This window comes from Pectobacterium aroidearum, from assembly GCF_041228105.1.
In the GTDB taxonomy this organism is placed as follows: domain Bacteria; phylum Pseudomonadota; class Gammaproteobacteria; order Enterobacterales; family Enterobacteriaceae; genus Pectobacterium; species Pectobacterium aroidearum.
In genome coordinates, this window is record NZ_CP166097.1 from 1,302,127 (window position 1) to 1,319,247 (window position 17,121).

Here is a 17,121-nt window from a genome sequence, read left to right on the forward strand (position 1 = left end):
ATGGAACAGGTTATTTCCGCTCAGGCCAGCGCGGCTAAAAGAAAAAAGCAGCCCGCAGCCTATTACATTCTGGTTTCACTCGCGTGGATCGTCTTTTTTCTAATTCTGGTTCTGCCGCTGATGATGGTGGTGACACAGGGACTGGATAAAGGCGTCGGCGCATTTTGGGACGCGATTACCGAACCTGATGCGATCTCTGCGCTCAAGCTGACGCTGCTTGCGACCGTCATTTCCGTGCCGTTAAACGTGGTGTTCGGATTGGCGACGGCGTGGTGTGTAACGAAATTCGAGTTTCGTGGTAAGAGCTTTCTGCTGGCGTTGATCGATTTACCGTTTTCCGTATCCCCCGTTGTGGCGGGGTTGGTGTATGTGCTGTTGTTTGGTGCACAAAGCAAGATCTATCCCTTCCTGCTCGAGCACGATCTGCAAATTGTTTACGCCGTACCGGGCATCGTGCTGGCGACGATTTTCGTCACACTGCCTTATGTTGCCCGTGAGCTGATTCCGCTGATGGAAGAGCAGGGGTCGCAGGAAGAAGAAGCTGCACGTCTGCTGGGAGCGAACGGCTGGCAAATGTTCTGGCATATCACGCTGCCGAATGTGAAGTGGGCGCTGATTTACGGCGTGGTGCTGTGTACCGCGCGCGCGATGGGCGAGTTTGGTGCCGTTTCCGTCATATCCGGCCATATTCGCGGCCTGACGAACACGCTGCCGCTGCATATCGAAATTCTTTATAACGAGTACAACATCGTTGCGGCCTTCAGCGTGGCGATTCTGCTGCTGATCATGTCGCTGGTGGTGCTGTTACTGCGCCAGTGGAGTGAAGGTCGATTGACGAAGCAAATACAGAAACAACAGGAGTTGGCCAAAAATGAGCATTGAGATTCGCAATATTAATAAACAATTTGGCCAGTTTCGGGCGCTGAACGAGATTAATTTGTCGATCCACAGCGGCGAGCTGGTGGCGCTGTTGGGACCATCGGGCTGCGGTAAGACAACGCTGCTGCGTATTATCGCCGGACTGGAACAGCCGGATAGCGGCAGTATTATTTTCCACGGTCAGGATGTGTCCGTCCACGATGTGCGCAAACGCAACGTGGGATTTGTCTTCCAGCACTACGCGCTATTCCGTCACATGACGGTGTTCGATAACGTTGCATTTGGACTGCGAATGAAGCCGAAAAATATTCGGCCTTCGAAGCGTGATATCGAAAAGAAAGTACATGAGCTGCTGAATCTGGTGCAACTGGACTGGCTGGGGGATCGTTATCCTGAACAGCTTTCCGGCGGCCAGCGCCAGCGTATTGCATTGGCACGTGCGCTGATCGTCGAACCGAGTATCCTGCTGCTGGATGAACCCTTTGGTGCGCTGGATGCCAAGGTGCGTAAAGAACTACGCCGCTGGCTGTCTCAGTTGCATGAAGATATCGATCTGACATCGGTATTTGTGACGCACGATCAGGAAGAAGCGATGGAAGTGGCTGACCGTATCGTGCTGATGAATAAAGGCGTGATTGAGCAAATCGGTACGCCGGCAGAGGTGTATAACAACCCGGCCAGTGAGTTTGTTTACCATTTCCTCGGCGACAGTAACCGACTGAAAGTGGCGCAAACGGAAGAGACGATTCTGTTCCGTCCTCATGAAGTGTCGCTATCCGTTCAGGCGCAGGACGGCTATCAGGCGGTGACGGTACGCGATATTCGTCCACTCGGCGCCTTAACGCGCCTGTCGCTGAAGCTGGGCGAACAGTCTGAACTGATTGAAGCGGAAGTCGCAAAAGACGATGTGAGCTTACAAGGGCTCCAGAAAGGCGATGTGATTCAGTTCAAGCCTAAGCGCTATAGCCACGATTGGGAAATCTGATCGGAAGATAGCTGCAATAAAAAACCCGCGAGATTCGCGGGTTTTTTGCTTTTGTCGGAAATACCTGCCGTATGGCAAGGATTAGCGATAAGCGGGGTTAGAGGCAACAGAATAACGGCCGCTGCCAACCAGCATGATGATAATGCCAGCAAAGAAATAGAGTGCTTCCAGTTCCAGCGCCCAGGCACCAACGTCGGTCAGGGTGAAGAATTTACCCATGCCAACCATCAGCGTTGCCACAACCAGCGTCAGCGCGGCAATCAGGCCTGAAATACGGGTAAATACGCCCAGAATAATCAGAATCGGTGCAACGACTTCGCCCACGTAGACGCCGTAAGCGATAAAACCTGGCAGGCCTGCGCCTTGCAGCATCTGTACAATCCAACCCACACCGTGCTCAATTTTTGCTACGCCGTGAAACAGCAGCAGAATACCCACGGTTAAACGCAGTAAAAGTTTACCTGCATCGGGATGATCGGTTAAACGCGTGAACCACTGATTCAACTGAGAAATCATACTAGACAACCTCGTGAGTTAGCGAAAAGTGCTATTGGATATAAGGCGGCAGTGTCGTCGATTTAACGCCTGAATAGAAAACAAATAAATTTGATATTTTCTGTCAAAAAATTAGGTGAAGCGTGTCAATCGGGATAAGCATCGCACCGCGATTGTAGAGAGCTAACGATAGATGGGCGTTCAACTCCCGTCTATCGCTGCTGTTTGAGGAGGCGCGTAATGGCAGCGCAGAACATCACGCTGCCGTATCGGCTACCTTGCGCTTCAATAGTCAATCGAATATGTCAGAGCGAACGTGCGTCCCTGTGCTGGCAGGCTGGATATTTTGCCATAGGTGGCTTCGGCCTGTTGGCTGTAGACGGTTTTATAGTCACGATTGGCCAGATTGTAGATACCGAAGCCGACCTGGCCGCCCAGCAATGGGGCATGAGCGATGAGGTCGAACACGGTATAGCCCTGAATTTTTGCTGCTGGCGTGGAGCGGATGCTTGAGCTGACGGCAGCGGATTTGGCGTCATTATAAGCGCGGTCAGTTCCGCCAACCGTCAGGGATTGCAGACGTAATCCGTAACCATCAGCGAATGTCCAGTCGCTGTATAACGTCGCTTTCAGCGGCGATACACGGAATGCATTCAGTTCGCGCCATTCGCCAGCGGCGTCTTTATATTCGCCTCGGGTGTAGGCAAGAGTACCGCCGACGTTCCAGCTTTCGGACAGCGGGTATTGCAGGTTGCCTTCCATACCCCAGATTCGCTCGTCGGTATCGGCGACTGACACGCTATAGTCACGGTTGAACTGCACTACCTTGTCGGACGTGTTGTAGAACGCGGTAACGCCAGCACTCAGGCCGCGATTGTCTCTCATACGCCAGCCGAGTTCATAGTTATTGACTTTGATGGAGTCGATACTGTCGCCGTTAATGGTGAATGTCGCCGGTACGTCGCGCAACATGCGCTGTGTGTCGGGCAGGCTGAAGCCTTGAGAGAAGTTGGTGAACAGTTGATGGGTATCGGTCAATTGGTACACCAACCCCAGGTTATACAACGTTTCGCCATGCTTCACCTGGCCGCCTTCAAGCTGCCTGGCCTGATAGCCAGATACCCTATCCGCAGTGATGGCTTCGCTGTACGGCGTTGAGGTGGAAACTTTGTTGCGGATGGTCTCGTGGCGCAGGCCTGCCTGTAGGTTTAGGCGTTTAGTCAGCGCGTAGTCCGATTGCAGGAATAGACCGGTTTTGTCCACCTTAACATCTGGCCCCATGGCGTAACGGTTTTCGGCTTGATAACGCAAGCCGTTACTGGCAATGAAGGTGTTGAGGCCGTAGGATTGCCCGCTCTGGCTGTCTTTTTCCTGTTCGTAGTCAAGACCATAGGTTAGCTGTAGGTCGCGTCCTGCCAGACTCATGTTTTTTTGCAATGCGGTACGCACGCCCCAGACATCAATATCCGTGTTGGATTGCATTGCCACATAGGTGCTGCCGCCCGGCAGCGCTGAATGCGTTACTGCGGAGACGGAAGGGAACCAGCGTGATTGTTCTTTGCGATAATAGGCTTCAGCCGTCAACTGCTGGCCGCCCAGTATGTCCCGATTCTGGTATTGGGTATTGACGCCGTAATGCCGGGTACGGGGCTGGTCGTCAAGCTGTAACCCTTTGATGCCCTTGAGGCTAGGCTGAAACGTTGCCGGAGTGAACAGCGCGGCCAGTCCAGGGCCATAATCGGGGCCGTAGTCGCTGTCTTGCTCATCATTGTAATACCTGAACGCACCACTCAACTGCTGATTGTCATCCAGATGCCAGGTCAGCCGGCTATTGAAATCGAGACTGGTTGTGTCCTGGCGATCGGTTTGGGCGATTTCCGGCCCAATCCGATTCCCGTGGGCATTGCGCATGTCCCCTTGTGCGGTATAGTTCAGCCCGGCAAAGCCGCTAATGTCATCGTTATGGAAAGAGGCGGTTTGCGTACCGCTGTAGGCCATACCTGATTTAGACGGCTTATCTGCGCTTTTCAAGCCAAATTGGCTGCTGAAAGTATAAGGTTCATCATCGGCATTACGGGTGATGATATTGATAATGCCCCCCGTCGCGCCCGCGCCGTAGAGGCTTGTGGCGCCTGATACGACTTCGACACGTTCGATCATCGTCGGAGAGATGCTGTTGAGCTGCCGCGAGCCGTCACGAGAACCCGTCAATGGTACGCCGTCGATCATGACCTGCACCGTACGCCCGCGCATGGTCATACCGTAGTTACTGGTGGTGCCGGAGGAGGGAGCCAGGCCGGGTACCAACTGCCCGAGGATATCGGCGGTAGATCTACTCGCTGAGGATTGTTTGGCGATATCTTCGCGTTCAATGCTGTAAACCGTTCCAGCGATATCGGCGATGTTCTTCACCGAACGGGCAGCCGTTACCGTCATGATATCGGTGTCCTGCGTCTGGCTGCGAGTTTGCTGCACTGAGGTCACATCGGTCTGGGCATACACCTGAGCACTGATTGCCAGACTCAAGAAAGTGACCCGCGCGGGGGGCGCAAGATATCGCATAATGTCTCCTGAATAACTGAATGATAAGGGTTAAATAGTTTTGGTCAGATGTTTTCTGATGAGCGGCCGACACAGCAAGACGCTCAGTAGCGATAGAATGCCGAGCAGCAGATAATAAGCGCCATAGCCCAGCCCTGCGGCGAGAAAGCCGGAAAGCGAACCGCCAAGGAAAAACACCAGGAGTTCAAAGCACACCAGCACAGTGAAGTCGGTGCCTGCCTGTCGGCGTGAGCACAGGCGCATGAACAGTGCATAAAGGCTGGTCATTGCCATGTAGCGAATCGCCAACATGACGATGACCAATGTGCCGAGCCAAAATCCTGAAGTCATGGTTGAACCACTGTAGAGCAGCGCGGCAAGCAGCAGATAGACGCCACTGCGCAGCCAGCCAGCACGAACCAGCAGTACGTCGGACGAATAGCGTTTGAGTGCCCACGCTGTGGTGATGGCGCTCAGTAATCCGATCCCCGCCCCAGCCACCGACATCAGAAGGCCGATTTCCACCAGTGTCCATCGCTGATCGACCAGCAGCGGAGTAAGCATGGCCATTGCGGGGGCTTCAACCAGTCGATAGAGCAGAATAAGCAGCAAAGCCCAACGTATCTCACGACGCCTGAACGTATTGGCGAAGCTCGGGCGCTCAGACGTTGGGGAGGTCTGGGGGCGCTCATTAACCCAGGTGACAGCGATCATAGTCAGCGCCGTCAAAACCGCCAGAGACAGCAATGCGCTGCGCCAGCCATACAGCTGATACAGTAACAGGATGCCAGCGCCGCCGATCATGCTGCCCAGCGCCACGCCGATACTTTGCGCCATGCTGCCAAGACGATGATCTGACGCTGCCAGTGATTCCACCGTATAGCCGTCGATGGCGATATCCTGCGTGGCAGCCCAGGTCGAGATCCAGAGTCCAATCAGTACGAATGAGAGCAATCCGTAATCCAGTCCGGTGAATGCCAGAACCAGTACACCGGTTGCCAGTGCAATTTGCGTCAACCATAACCAGGTGCGACGACGCCCCAGGGCAGGCAGATAATAACGATCAATTAACGGTGCCCAGAGAAATTTACAGGCCCAGGGCAGATAAAGCAGCGAAAGCATGCCTATCCAGCGCAAATCCACCCCCTGACTACGCAGAATGCTCGGCATAGCGACATTGTAGAAATAAAGCAGTAGGGCATGCGCTAAATAGAGGGTCACGATCGCCGTCAGCCCCAATCGACTGACCGGTGTGAATTCATGTACTCGTGTCATCATTCACCCATGTCCATCATGTGCTCGGCAATCCAGTGATAACCCTCGGACTTATCCAGTGTGACGAAGTACGGCACGCCCCAGGAGCGGTGTAGTGCGGGGACATCCAGACGTGCCTGTTCGGCGGTGTCACGGGCAATGCGTACCAGACCACGGCAGTAGTGCTGAAACGCGGGTTTGTGTTGTCGATACCAGAATGCCTGAATGGCTCGGTAATCGGGGGCGAATTCAGTGTGCGCGAGCGTGCTGGCGATGAAGAAAAAGGGTTGTTTCGATTCAAGGAGATGCTCGATGTGCGCTAGCCATTCACGTATTTCCTCAGCGCTGACGCTTTCCTGAAACACCGCCTCGACCAGTGCGGTGTGCGTGACACGTAAAACCATACGTTGTTACCCTTGAAATGAAAAATGTCACAGACCTTAGACAGTCGATTGCCGTCATGTTACAAATGAGAATACTTCTAATTCAAAACGTCCGCTTAGGCTAAAAAAAGAAAAATTTAGGCGCGACGAAATTTATTCAGGTACGTTTCATGCGTGTATTTACCTGTGGTCAGTTAAGTCAGTCTGCCAGTGAACAGGGAGGGAAACTGCACTTCGGTCATGAGTTACCGAGCGACCAGCCTGTGTTGGCTGGCTGGCAGCGAATTCAGTCCTTGGGAAATGGTCTGGTGTTGTATCTGAGCCAGAGTGAAGACCTGATCGACGCCTTTAGTCAGAATTTGCTGTCACCGGGTATTACTGCCGCGTTTCTACTTCAGGGACAAGCGGATGTGAGTCTGGCTGGTCAGCGTTTGCGTTTCGATGCCCATTCTGCCCGCCAGCGCGCAATGCTGGTTAATCTGACGGATAGCGATCAGTTTCAGCGTCATTGGCAGGCTGGCCGACGAGAAACCAAGATCTGTCTGAGTTTCAGTCCGGCCTGGTTTGAACGGTTCGCCAGCGAGAGTAGTCTGTGCAGTAGCCGTTTGTTGCAATTCAGGCGCGCGCACTGGCAAAGCCTTTCCTGGCAACCCGCGCCGGATGTCCTGCAGCGTGCCTGCCAACTGGCTTTTGACGATCGTTCTCCAGTCTCGCTTATCCAACGTTTGCAAGGCGAGAGTTTTGCGCTGGATCTGGCGACGGACATTCTACGAAGTATTGATGCCACTCCTCAGCAAAAACGTTTTGGCGCCCATCTTGAATGCTGTCTGGTGCGTTTGAAAGAGTGGCTGAATAGTGGCGAAGCCGATCGCCTGAGTATCGGCCAGATGGCTAAAACGTTAGGTACTAATCCGGTCGATTTGCAGAATGGTTTTCGCACCCGTAACGGTATCACTATTGCTGCCTACCTACGTAAGCAGCGGCTGGAACGAGCCTATCAGGCACTCCACCGACATGTGGTGTCGGTGGATGACGCCGCCGCGCTGGCGGGCTATGAACATGTCAGTAGTTTCAGCGCGGCGTTTAAAAAGCAGTATGGGTTTCCGCCTTCACAGGTCAGATAGGGCAGGGCACCATCATCAGGTTGGGCAGCCATATCTCAATTTTTTCTTCTTTTGATTTTGGTAATGAAGAGAGGCAGGTGGAGTGTGCGACAGGATGACTTGGCCTTTGGCCTTGCATTCTCGCGTTAACGCGGACGATATCGTCTTGCTTGCAAAGCAGATGCAATAAAAAACATTAGGTGGATTTACTTCAGAGAGGAATCACTTTGCGGAAGTGGTGGGTCGTGCAGGATTCGAACCTGCGACCAATTGATTAAAAGTCAACTGCTCTACCGACTGAGCTAACGACCCGCAGAAGTGGTGGGTGATGACGGGATCGAACCGCCGACCCCCTCCTTGTAAGGGAGGTGCTCTCCCAGCTGAGCTAATCACCCACTTCTGTACTACATTTACTTCTTTATTTACTTCAACTTCTAATAAGAAGACCAGCTGGTATGAGATTGGTGGGTGATGACGGGATCGAACCGCCGACCCCCTCCTTGTAAGGGAGGTGCTCTCCCAGCTGAGCTAATCACCCAATCTCAAATCTTCTTACTCTACACAGCGAGCTACTCTTATTTAAAAATCAAAAGAGTGGTGGGTGATGACGGGATCGAACCGCCGACCCCCTCCTTGTAAGGGAGGTGCTCTCCCAGCTGAGCTAATCACCCCCGCTGTGTGGAGTCGCATTATAGGGATCCTTGAATGTGAGTCAACGCTTTTTAAAACTAAAATGATTGTTCGTTGCAAAATTAGTCAAGGCGTCGTATTTATCGCCGTTGATGCTGCATCCTTGCGCAATTTGGCCTGTTATCTTGTTATTTCCGCCAGAATAAAAGCACGGGCGGCATGTTACGGCGTTGAGGAATCGAAGCAGAGTGATAGAATGTTGCCCACTTTTGTTCTTGAGCTTATGTCGGTCTGTGCCGACAGCCGTTGCGTAATAAGGCTGTAATCCCAAATGAAAATCAAAACCCGTTTCGCCCCGAGTCCTACTGGCTATCTTCACGTCGGCGGCGCTCGTACCGCGCTGTACTCCTGGTTGTTTGCCCGTCATCAGGACGGCGAGTTCGTGCTGCGTATTGAAGATACCGATCTGGAGCGTTCAACTCAGGACGCAATTGATGCCATTATGGATGGCATGAACTGGCTGAGCCTGAACTGGGATGAAGGCCCGTACTACCAGACTAAACGTTTTGACCGTTATAACGCCGTTATCGATCAGATGCTGGAAAACGGTACGGCATATAAATGCTACTGCTCTAAAGAGCGTCTGGAAGCGCTGCGTGAACAGCAGATGGAAAACGGCGAAAAGCCCCGTTATGACGGCCATTGCCGAGGTTCTCACGAGCATCATGCTCATGATGAGCCGCACGTTGTGCGTTTCCTTAACCCGCAGGAAGGCTCGGTTATCTTTAATGACCGCATTCGCGGGCCGATCGAATTCAGCAATCAGGAACTCGACGATCTGATTATCCGCCGCACCGACGGTTCACCAACCTACAATTTCTGCGTCGTTATCGATGACTGGGATATGGAAATCACGCACGTTATTCGTGGTGAAGACCATATCAACAACACGCCGCGCCAGATCAACATTCTGAAAGCGCTGGGCGCACCGGTGCCGGAATATGCGCATGTGTCGATGATTCTGGGCGATGACGGTAAGAAATTGTCCAAACGTCACGGCGCTGTCGGTGTGATGCAATACCGCGATGATGGCTATCTGCCGGAAGCGTTGCTGAACTATCTCGTGCGTTTAGGCTGGTCATCTGGCGATCAGGAAATCTTCTCTATTGATGAGATGAAGTCTTTGTTCTCGCTGGATGCCGTCAGCAAGTCCGCGAGCGCGTTCAATACTGAGAAGCTGCAATGGTTGAACCATCACTATATTAACCATTTACCCGCAGAATACGTGGCAACGCATTTGTCATGGCATATTGAGCAGGCTGGAATTGATACCCGCACCGGACCGCAGTTGAGTGAACTGGTTGGTCTGTTGGGTGAACGTTGCAAGACGCTGAAAGAAATGGCGGACTCGTGCCGTTATTTCTATGAAGACTTTGCTGAGTTTGATGCCGATGCGGCGAAGAAACACCTGCGTCCGGTTGCACGTCAGCCGCTTGAACTGGTGCGTGAGAAGCTGGCAGCGATTGCCGATTGGACAGCGGAGAATATCCATCACGCCATTCAGGGCACGGCAGATGAACTGGGTCAGGGCATGGGTAAAGTCGGTATGCCGCTGCGCGTTGCGGTCACGGGGGCAGGCCAGTCTCCGGGCGTTGACGTGACTGTGCATGCGATTGGCCAACAGCGTTCGCTGGCGCGTATTGATAAAGCGCTGGCGTTCATTACCGAGCGTGAAGCACAGCAGTAATCGCTATCGTGTAAATAGCATTGCACAAAATAAACCCCGGCCTGAAAGCCGGGGTTTTTTATTGTTTTATCTGAGAACGGTGTTGCCTGATAACTATTGACCGGCGATAGCGACCGCTTTGCCGATGGCATCCGGGATCACGTCGCCGTGACCTTTATTGGGGAAAAGAATAAAGTCAGTTTTTGTGCCTTGTTCATTGAGCTGTGCGGCCAGCGTTTTTGCCCTTTCCACCATTTTTCTTTGGCTGAGTCGTTCCGCCCGTTTTTCATCGACGGGTTTACCTGCCTGCATTTTGACAGGTTCATCCTCATTTGCCCCTGCTGTGACAGTAATTGACAGCGGTGATGTGGAAAGCAGCGGCGTTCTGGCTGGAATCACAACGCCATTTCCCCACCAGATAGACGGACTGGCGGCAACATAGCGCTGGAAAGATTCGGTGTGATTAAAAAGCGTATAGAGCGTAAACAGACCACCGAAAGAGTGCCCGGCAAGCGTTTGTTTTTGCTTATTGATGGCGTAGTTCGCTTCAACCCAGGGCTTTACCTTGGATTGCAGGAATTGGTAAAACGCCTCAGCTTCACCGCCTGCGGCAAAATCTGGGTCGGTAATCGTTGTTAGCGGCGTGTAGTCACGCGTGCGGGCGGGAACATCGTAAGGTTTATCGATCGGATAACCGATCGCGACGATCAGCGGTGCCGCTCCGTTTTTCGCGTTGTAGCTGTTTACGGCAACAGGAAACTGGGCATTGCCATCCAGCATATACAGCACTGGATAGCCACCTTCAGGTGCGGGCTGGCGTGGAAGTGCGATGAAAAGTCGATAAGCATGTTGCGCATCGCTTTTCATCTCGACTTGCCTGATCTCAAATTGAGTTTTTGCTTGTTCGGTAATATCAGGAATGGTTGGCTGTGCCCGAACAGGCAAAATACCAGACGCAGATACCATCAGAGAAAATACAATCATAGGAAAATAGCGCATGTGATGGGGCTTATATAGGAGGCCGAGAAGCGTAACGTAGAGTGATGATAATAAATCGCGTTATCGTTAGCAGCTTTTTATTGTGCTGGTGATGAGACAACATCGAAATTGTCGTCTGTTTTTTCTCACCTTTGGCGGCTTTTTCAGCGGTTAATCGGATTACCGGATTTAGCCGTTGACACTGTTAATCGGGTTTCATATTATGCGACGCGTTCGCACAGTACTTGCCTTAATGGTGATGCTGTAAGATACGGGGCTATAGCTCAGCTGGGAGAGCGCTTGCATGGCATGCAAGAGGTCAGCGGTTCGATCCCGCTTAGCTCCACCAAACACTCCCTCTGTTTGGTTTTGATTATCACGAACATTCCACACGTTGTGGGGCTATAGCTCAGCTGGGAGAGCGCTTGCATGGCATGCAAGAGGTCAGCGGTTCGATCCCGCTTAGCTCCACCAAATTCTCTTATCTTTCCCTACTATCCTTTTCTTTCAATTCATTGCGTATTTAATCCACGTTGTTAATTTGCTCAATACGTTTATCAGCGATGACTTGTGAGCAATGTTTTGTAATCGTCCTTTATAAAGGGTAGTTGGCCGCCCTCGTGCTTGAAGGGCAACCAAACCGTTATCGCTTAAGCTTCTTCCGGGAGCCTTGGCGTCCAGTCTATTGGCGACAGACCTTGCTGTTCGAGAAGCTGGTTAGCCTGCGAAAAATGTTTGCAGCCCAGAAAACCGCGGTGTGCAGATAGCGGGGAAGGGTGCGGCGATTTCAGAATATGGTGGCGCCGTTGGTCAATGATGTTGCCTTTTTTCTGTGCATGCGAACCCCACAGAAGAAAGACCAGACCTTCCCGTTGTTCGTTCAATGCCGCAATGACGCGGTCGGTAAACGTTTCCCAGCCCAGATTAGCATGTGAATGCGCCTGTCCAGCTTCAACGGTTAATACCGTATTGAGCAGTAAAACCCCTTGTTCTGCCCAGCTTTGCAGAAAACCGTGTCGTGGAATTTCAAATCCAGGGATATCGCTCGCCAATTCTTTATAAATATTGGCCAGAGAAGGAGGTGCGGGTACACCAGGGCGGACAGAAAATGACAGGCCGTGAGCTTGATTCGGGCCGTGGTAGGGGTCTTGCCCTAAAATGACAACTTTGACCTGATGCAGTTCGGTAAAGCGGAATGCGTTAAAAACATCTTTCTGCGGGGGATAGATAGTCTTACCCGCTGCACGCTCTTTCCCTACGAATTCAAGGGTATTGATAAAATAAGGCTGCTTCTTTTCTTGTGCCAGCACGTCATGCCAGGTGAGAGAGGTCGCCATCATGCACTCTTCTTTTACAGGTTTAATGGTGTTGTAGGTAGCTTACCGATCTATCGTGCTGAGGTAAAACCGTAACCGCTATTGTCGGGATGAAAGAGGCTTTTTTGAAAAAAAAATTGAAAATTTACAAAAATATTTGCAATTCAGTGCTCTGGTAAAATTGATATAAAACAATAAATTGCCTTCGCGTAGTGGAGTTGCAGGGTTTTAAAATTGATTTAAGTCAAGGATGTCTGGCTATCAGGCTGGTATATAAGAGGCAGAGACAAACGGTTTTATACGATCGTTACGAAATTTGGCATTTTTCTGCCGATAGCGATTTTAACTCAGTTAGTTTTTAACTAAGACAATAACACGCCGTTTTACGGAGGCAATTATGGTTACTGGTATTCAAATCACCAAGGCTAACGACAGCGCGCTGATCAATTCTTTCTGGTTGCTGGACGAAGAAAAATCACAGGCACGTTGCGTATGTGCGAAATCAGTTTATAGCGAAGATCAAATCGTTCCAGTGAGCGATCTGGGTCAGATCGAGTATCGTGAAATTCCGCTGGAAATCAAACCTGAAGTGCGCGTGGAAGGCGGTCAGCACCTGAACGTGAACGTGCTGCGCCGTGAGACGCTGGAAGATGCCGTTAAGCATCCAGAGAAATATCCACAGTTGACCATCCGCGTATCTGGTTACGCTGTGCGTTTCAACTCACTGACGCCAGAGCAGCAACGCGATGTTATCGCCCGTACTTTTACAGAAAGTCTGTAAGCTGCTGTCCAAGCATTAACAGAAAGGGAGCCGAAGCTCCCTTTTTTATGTCTTTGTTTTATATAATTGTTATTCGCCAGACGGTTCGTCGGTTTTCTGCGTGGGTTGACGACGCTTACCGATATTTTTGCTATCGCGATGACGAACTTTCACCTTAACTTTTTCTTTTTCCTTCTCTTTTTTCTCTTTCCGCATCGCCAGCACTTTTTTCGACGGTTTCCCGGTGGTCTTGGCGCTTGGGGCTTTGGTCGTTGGGCGGAGTTCATCAATGACGCGCGGTTTTAGCGGTTCATTCAGATAGCGGCTGATTTTGCCCAGCAGCAGGTGGTCGTGCGCTTCGACGAAAGAGATGGCACAGCCTTTACGACCCGCGCGGCCAGTGCGGCCGATGCGATGAAGGTAAGTGTCCGATGTGCGCGGCAAATCGAAGTTAAATACGTGGCTGACATCGTTAATATCAATACCGCGCGCTGCGATATCTGTTGCTACCAGCACGTTGACGCGCCCGTCGCTCAGGCGTTTGATCGCCTCATTGCGCTTGGCCTGCACCATTTCACCTTCGAGATAGCATGAGTTAATGCCCGCTTCACGCAGCCAGGCAACCAGCTCATGCACGCGCTCACGCTTGCGCACAAAGATGATAGAACGCGTGACGTCCGGCTGCTTTAACTGATGGCAGAGCAAGGCGGTTTTGTGTTTGACGTCGTCGGCGCGGTAATACCACTGCAGAATTTTTTTACGTTCCCGACGTGATGGATCGGATTCGATTTCAACAGGATCGTTGAGCAAACGCTCTGCGAAATCTTTGATCGCGTCCCCTTCCAGCGTCGCAGAAAACAGCAGCGTTTGCTTACGCCAGCGAGTTTCCCCGGCGATGTGTTCAATATCCTGAGCGAAGCCCATATCCAGCATTCTGTCCGCTTCATCCAGAATCAGCGTTTCTACCGCGCGGCAATCGAAGTTTTCTTCTTTGATATATTGCAGCAAACGGCCGGTCGTCGCGACGACGACATCCTGGTTTTCACTGAACACTTCAGCGTGGTTCATGTAGGCCACGCCGCCGGTGATCGTGGCGATATCGAGGTGCGTATGTGCCGCAAACGCACGTGCCTGATCGGCCACCTGCATGGCGAGCTCACGGGTTGGCGTGAGGATCAGAATTCGAGGCGGACCGGATTTTTTACGAGGGAAATCGATGAGATGCTGCAAAACCGGCAGCAGATAAGCCGCAGTTTTACCTGTCCCTGTCGGCGCGGAACCCAGTACATCGCGGCCTTCCATTGCTGGAGGGATCGCCTCAGCCTGAATCGCGGTCGGGCGTTCGTAGCCCATGTCACGCAGGGCGTCTAACAGGCTTTCATCAAGATCGAGCTCGGAAAAATTGGTTACAGTCATGGTCTACCTCTGTTTGGGGCGCCGATTATAGACGTATTGGCCGGGTTCTTCACCTGTTTAAGCAGACAACGGCACTTTTCCTGTGCTGGCGTTTCACCTATGCTACTGCGGTTTGCGTTTGGAATCTTATTTTCATGAGTCATCAGGCTGATAATAAACTGACATTGCGTCGGGATGGATTTACCTTCAAGCAATTCTTTGTGGCGCACGATCGCTGTGCCATGAAGGTGGGAACCGATGGTATTTTGCTGGGCGCTTGGGCGCCGCTGTCCTCAGTGACGCGGATTCTGGACATCGGCAGTGGTTCCGGCCTTCTTGCGCTGATGTTGGCGCAACGTTCTGACACGCATGTTCGGATCGATGCCGTCGAGCTCGATAGTGCTGCGAGTCAGCAGGCGAAGGAAAATATTTCCGCCTCGCCATGGGCTGACAGAATCGCGGTTTACGCTGAAGATATTATCGATTTTGCTGATACGCGAAGCGCCGACTATTCGTTGATTATCAGTAATCCGCCTTATTTCCCTCCAGGGATCGCGTGTGGCTCGGCTGAGCGTGAGCAGGCGCGTTATACCACCTTGTTAACTCATGAGACGCTGTTGCGCTGTGCGCATCAACTGCTGATGCCCGATGGGCTTTTTTGCGTGGTGCTGCCCATTCAGGTTGCGGAGAACTTTATTCCGTTGGCACAGCAGCATAACTGGTACGTTCACCAGCAGCTTCGCGTATCAGAACAGGAAGATAAACCCGCACACCGCGTTTTGCTGGCGCTGTCTCGTCAGAAAAAAGAATGTGTGAATGCTTCGCTGGCAATTCGTGATGAAGAAAGGCGCTATTCGACGGCTTTCCAACAGCTGACAAAAGATTTCTATCTTTTTATGTAGATGGCAGACGCCTCATCGCCGCGTCTGCCTTTTCTGAGCGAATTATTTTATGAACTATGGCACCAGAATAGTTGGCGTCGGCGCTTCGAACTGTTCTGGATAGTCCAGAGTATAGTGCAGCCCGCGGCTTTCTTTTCTTTCCAGCGCGCAGCGGACAATGAGTTCGGCGACCTGCACCAGATTACGTAGTTCCAGCAAATTGTTGGAAATACGGAAGTGGGCATAGTACTCATTGATTTCCTGCTGAAGCAGATGAATGCGGCGCTGTGCTCGCTCCAACCGCTTCGTCGTCCGCACGATCCCAACGTAATCCCACATAAACAGACGCAGTTCATGCCAGTTATGCTGGATCACCACCTGTTCGTCGGAGTTGTCGACTTGGCTTTCATCCCAATCCGGTAATTTTTTCACCGCTTTGATTTGCGGTAAGCGCTGCAAGATATCCTCGGCGGCTGACCAGCCGTAAACCAGACATTCCAGTAATGAGTTGGATGCCATGCGGTTTGCACCGTGCAACCCGGTGTAGCTGACTTCGCCAATCGCATACAGGCCGTCAAGGTCGGTACGCCCGTGCTGGTCGACCATCACGCCGCCGCAGGTATAGTGCGCTGCGGGTACGATCGGTATTGCTTCACGCGTTAGATCGATGCCGAGAGATTGCAGCTTTTCATCAATGGTAGGGAAGTGTTGTTTGATGAACGCTTCGGGCTTGTGGCTGATATCCAGATACATGCAGTCTGCGCCAAGCCGTTTCATCTCATGGTCAATTGCGCGGGCGACCACATCGCGGGGGGCGAGCTCGCCTCTGGCGTCAAAATCGGGCATAAAGCGCGTGCCGTCAGGGCGTTTAAGGTACGCCCCTTCACCGCGCAGTGCTTCCGTCAGCAGGAAGTTTCGCGCCTGCGGATGGAACAGACAGGTTGGATGGAACTGATTGAATTCTAGATTCGCCACGCGGCAGCCTGCGCGCCAGGCCATGGCGATGCCATCGCCAGAGGAAATATCGGGATTGGTGGTGTATTGATAAACTTTGGACGCTCCACCCGTCGCCAGAACCACCGTTTTTGCCCGGCAGGATTCGACGCGTTCCTGTTCACGGTTCCATATATAAGCACCGACAATACGGCGTGTTCCGGGCAGACCCAGTTTATTCGAGGTAATCAAATCGACGGCGTTGCAGCGTTCCATAATCCGAATATTCGGATGGGATAACGCTTTCTGCACCAGCGTGTTCTCTACTTCTTTTCCGGTCGCATCCGCCGCGTGCAGAATTCGACGATGGCTGTGTCCGCCTTCGCGCGTGAGGTGGTAGCGTTCTTCACCGCTGGTGCTGGTTTCGGTATCGAATAGTACGCCTTGTTCGATAAGCCATTGCACGCAGTGTTTGGCATTGCTGGCGATAAACTCAACGGCTTCCCGTTCACACAGGCCATCGCCAGCGATCAGCGTATCATCGATATGGGAATCAATCGTGTCAGTTTCATCGAAAACGGCTGCGATGCCGCCCTGAGCATAAAACGTCGCGCCTTCGTTGAGTGGGCCTTTGCTTAATACCGTCACGTTGGCCTGAGAAGCCAGACGCAGCGCCAGTGAAAGCCCGGCAGCACCGCTGCCAATGATTAAAACATCACAGACGTATTCAGTGGTCGTTTGCATGGTCGTGTCGTGGATGCAAAAAGAAGAGGAAACCCGATGTTAGCACCCAATGGTTGATTGCTGTATTGGTTTTTAGCTCCCTCTCTACGCTATAAATAAGCGAATGGTGGAGCATGGT

At 52.1% G+C, this 17,121-nt stretch carries 13 protein-coding genes, 6 tRNA genes and 2 pseudogenes; 9 read left to right on the forward strand and 12 right to left on the reverse strand.

What is annotated here, in order from left to right:
• From cysW to AB8809_RS05895, 3 genes and pseudogenes are all read left to right on the forward strand, one after another.
• Entirely contained in the window at positions 1–882 is an 882-nt protein-coding gene (cysW, locus tag AB8809_RS05885; RefSeq protein WP_015841263.1) for a sulfate ABC transporter permease subunit CysW, read from the forward strand.
• Positions 872–1,738 (forward strand): annotated as a pseudogene (locus tag AB8809_RS05890) (sulfate/molybdate ABC transporter ATP-binding protein); the annotation flags it as partial. The gene cysW and the pseudogene AB8809_RS05890, both read left to right, overlap by 11 nt.
• Positions 1,724–1,864, forward strand: a pseudogene (locus AB8809_RS05895) (TOBE-like domain-containing protein); the annotation flags it as partial. The pseudogenes AB8809_RS05890 and AB8809_RS05895, both read left to right, overlap by 15 nt.
• 81 nt (positions 1,865–1,945) lie before the next feature.
• Here AB8809_RS05895 and AB8809_RS05900 read toward each other — a convergent pair.
• The 4 genes from AB8809_RS05900 to AB8809_RS05915 all read right to left on the reverse strand — a co-directional run bounded on the left by AB8809_RS05900 (position 1,946) and on the right by AB8809_RS05915 (position 6,558).
• Complete coding sequence (locus AB8809_RS05900; protein ID WP_015841261.1) at positions 1,946–2,380, reverse strand: DoxX family protein; 435 nt, start codon at positions 2,378–2,380, stop codon at positions 1,946–1,948.
• A gap of 264 nt (positions 2,381–2,644) precedes the next feature.
• The gene (locus AB8809_RS05905) at positions 2,645–4,921 is read right to left on the reverse strand and encodes a TonB-dependent receptor (RefSeq protein ID WP_349856594.1); all 2,277 of its coding nucleotides are present in this window, start codon (positions 4,919–4,921) and stop codon (positions 2,645–2,647) included.
• A gap of 30 nt (positions 4,922–4,951) precedes the next feature.
• Positions 4,952–6,178, reverse strand: a complete 1,227-nt coding sequence (locus AB8809_RS05910; protein ID WP_349856595.1) for an MFS transporter — start codon at positions 6,176–6,178, stop codon at positions 4,952–4,954.
• The gene (locus tag AB8809_RS05915) at positions 6,175–6,558 is read right to left on the reverse strand and encodes a hypothetical protein (protein ID WP_015841258.1); all 384 of its coding nucleotides are present in this window, start codon (positions 6,556–6,558) and stop codon (positions 6,175–6,177) included. The genes AB8809_RS05910 and AB8809_RS05915 overlap by 4 nt, the downstream gene beginning before the upstream one ends.
• Before the next feature lie 149 nt (positions 6,559–6,707).
• On the opposite strand from AB8809_RS05915, the gene AB8809_RS05920 reads away from it, so the two are divergent.
• Positions 6,708–7,661 carry an AraC family transcriptional regulator gene (locus AB8809_RS05920; RefSeq protein WP_349856596.1) on the forward strand — a complete coding sequence of 318 codons (954 nt, stop codon included), beginning with the start codon at positions 6,708–6,710 and terminating at the stop codon, positions 7,659–7,661.
• A gap of 215 nt (positions 7,662–7,876) precedes the next feature.
• On the opposite strand, the gene AB8809_RS05925 is transcribed toward AB8809_RS05920, so the two are convergent.
• The 4 genes from AB8809_RS05925 to AB8809_RS05940 form a co-directional block, all read right to left on the reverse strand.
• A tRNA-Lys gene (locus AB8809_RS05925) sits at positions 7,877–7,952 on the reverse strand.
• A 7-nt stretch (positions 7,953–7,959) separates the two neighbouring features.
• A tRNA-Val gene (locus AB8809_RS05930) sits at positions 7,960–8,035 on the reverse strand.
• A gap of 67 nt (positions 8,036–8,102) precedes the next feature.
• A tRNA-Val gene (locus AB8809_RS05935) sits at positions 8,103–8,178 on the reverse strand.
• Between the two features lie 57 nt (positions 8,179–8,235).
• Positions 8,236–8,311, reverse strand: a tRNA-Val gene (locus AB8809_RS05940).
• 290 nt (positions 8,312–8,601) lie between these two features.
• Between AB8809_RS05940 and gltX the strand changes: the two genes are divergently transcribed.
• Positions 8,602–10,017 (forward strand): glutamate--tRNA ligase, encoded by a 1,416-nt coding sequence (gltX, locus tag AB8809_RS05945; RefSeq protein ID WP_015841255.1) that lies wholly within the window; start codon positions 8,602–8,604, stop codon positions 10,015–10,017.
• Between the two features lie 93 nt (positions 10,018–10,110).
• Here the strand turns inward: gltX and AB8809_RS05950 are convergent, their stop codons facing one another.
• Positions 10,111–10,980, reverse strand: coding sequence for an alpha/beta hydrolase-fold protein (locus AB8809_RS05950; protein WP_349856597.1), 870 nt, complete (start codon positions 10,978–10,980; stop codon positions 10,111–10,113).
• 267 nt (positions 10,981–11,247) lie between these two features.
• Here AB8809_RS05950 and AB8809_RS05955 point away from each other — a divergent pair.
• Together AB8809_RS05955 and AB8809_RS05960 are read left to right on the forward strand one after the other, a co-directional pair.
• A tRNA-Ala gene (locus AB8809_RS05955) sits at positions 11,248–11,323 on the forward strand.
• A gap of 49 nt (positions 11,324–11,372) precedes the next feature.
• Positions 11,373–11,448: transfer RNA gene (locus AB8809_RS05960), tRNA-Ala, on the forward strand.
• 176 nt (positions 11,449–11,624) lie between these two features.
• Here the strand turns inward: AB8809_RS05960 and ung are convergent.
• On the reverse strand, positions 11,625–12,311 hold the full coding sequence (gene ung, locus AB8809_RS05965; protein ID WP_349856604.1) for a uracil-DNA glycosylase: 687 nt from the start codon (positions 12,309–12,311) through the stop codon (positions 11,625–11,627).
• A 376-nt stretch (positions 12,312–12,687) separates the two neighbouring features.
• Here ung and grcA point away from each other — a divergent pair, with 376 nt between their 5' ends.
• Complete coding sequence (grcA, locus tag AB8809_RS05970) at positions 12,688–13,071, forward strand: autonomous glycyl radical cofactor GrcA (protein WP_015841252.1); 384 nt, start codon at positions 12,688–12,690, stop codon at positions 13,069–13,071.
• Between the two features lie 69 nt (positions 13,072–13,140).
• On the opposite strand, the gene srmB is transcribed toward grcA, so the two are convergent.
• Positions 13,141–14,466, reverse strand: a complete 1,326-nt coding sequence (gene srmB / locus AB8809_RS05975) for an ATP-dependent RNA helicase SrmB (RefSeq protein WP_349856598.1) — start codon at positions 14,464–14,466, stop codon at positions 13,141–13,143.
• Positions 14,467–14,600: 134 nt separating this feature from the next.
• On the opposite strand from srmB, the gene AB8809_RS05980 reads away from it, so the two are divergent.
• Positions 14,601–15,347, forward strand: coding sequence for a tRNA1(Val) (adenine(37)-N6)-methyltransferase (locus tag AB8809_RS05980; protein ID WP_015841250.1), 747 nt, complete (start codon positions 14,601–14,603; stop codon positions 15,345–15,347).
• Positions 15,348–15,401: 54 nt separating this feature from the next.
• On the opposite strand, the gene nadB is transcribed toward AB8809_RS05980, so the two are convergent.
• Positions 15,402–17,003 (reverse strand): L-aspartate oxidase, encoded by a 1,602-nt coding sequence (gene nadB / locus AB8809_RS05985; RefSeq protein WP_015841249.1) that lies wholly within the window; start codon positions 17,001–17,003, stop codon positions 15,402–15,404.
• Positions 17,004–17,121: the final 118 nt, after the last annotated feature.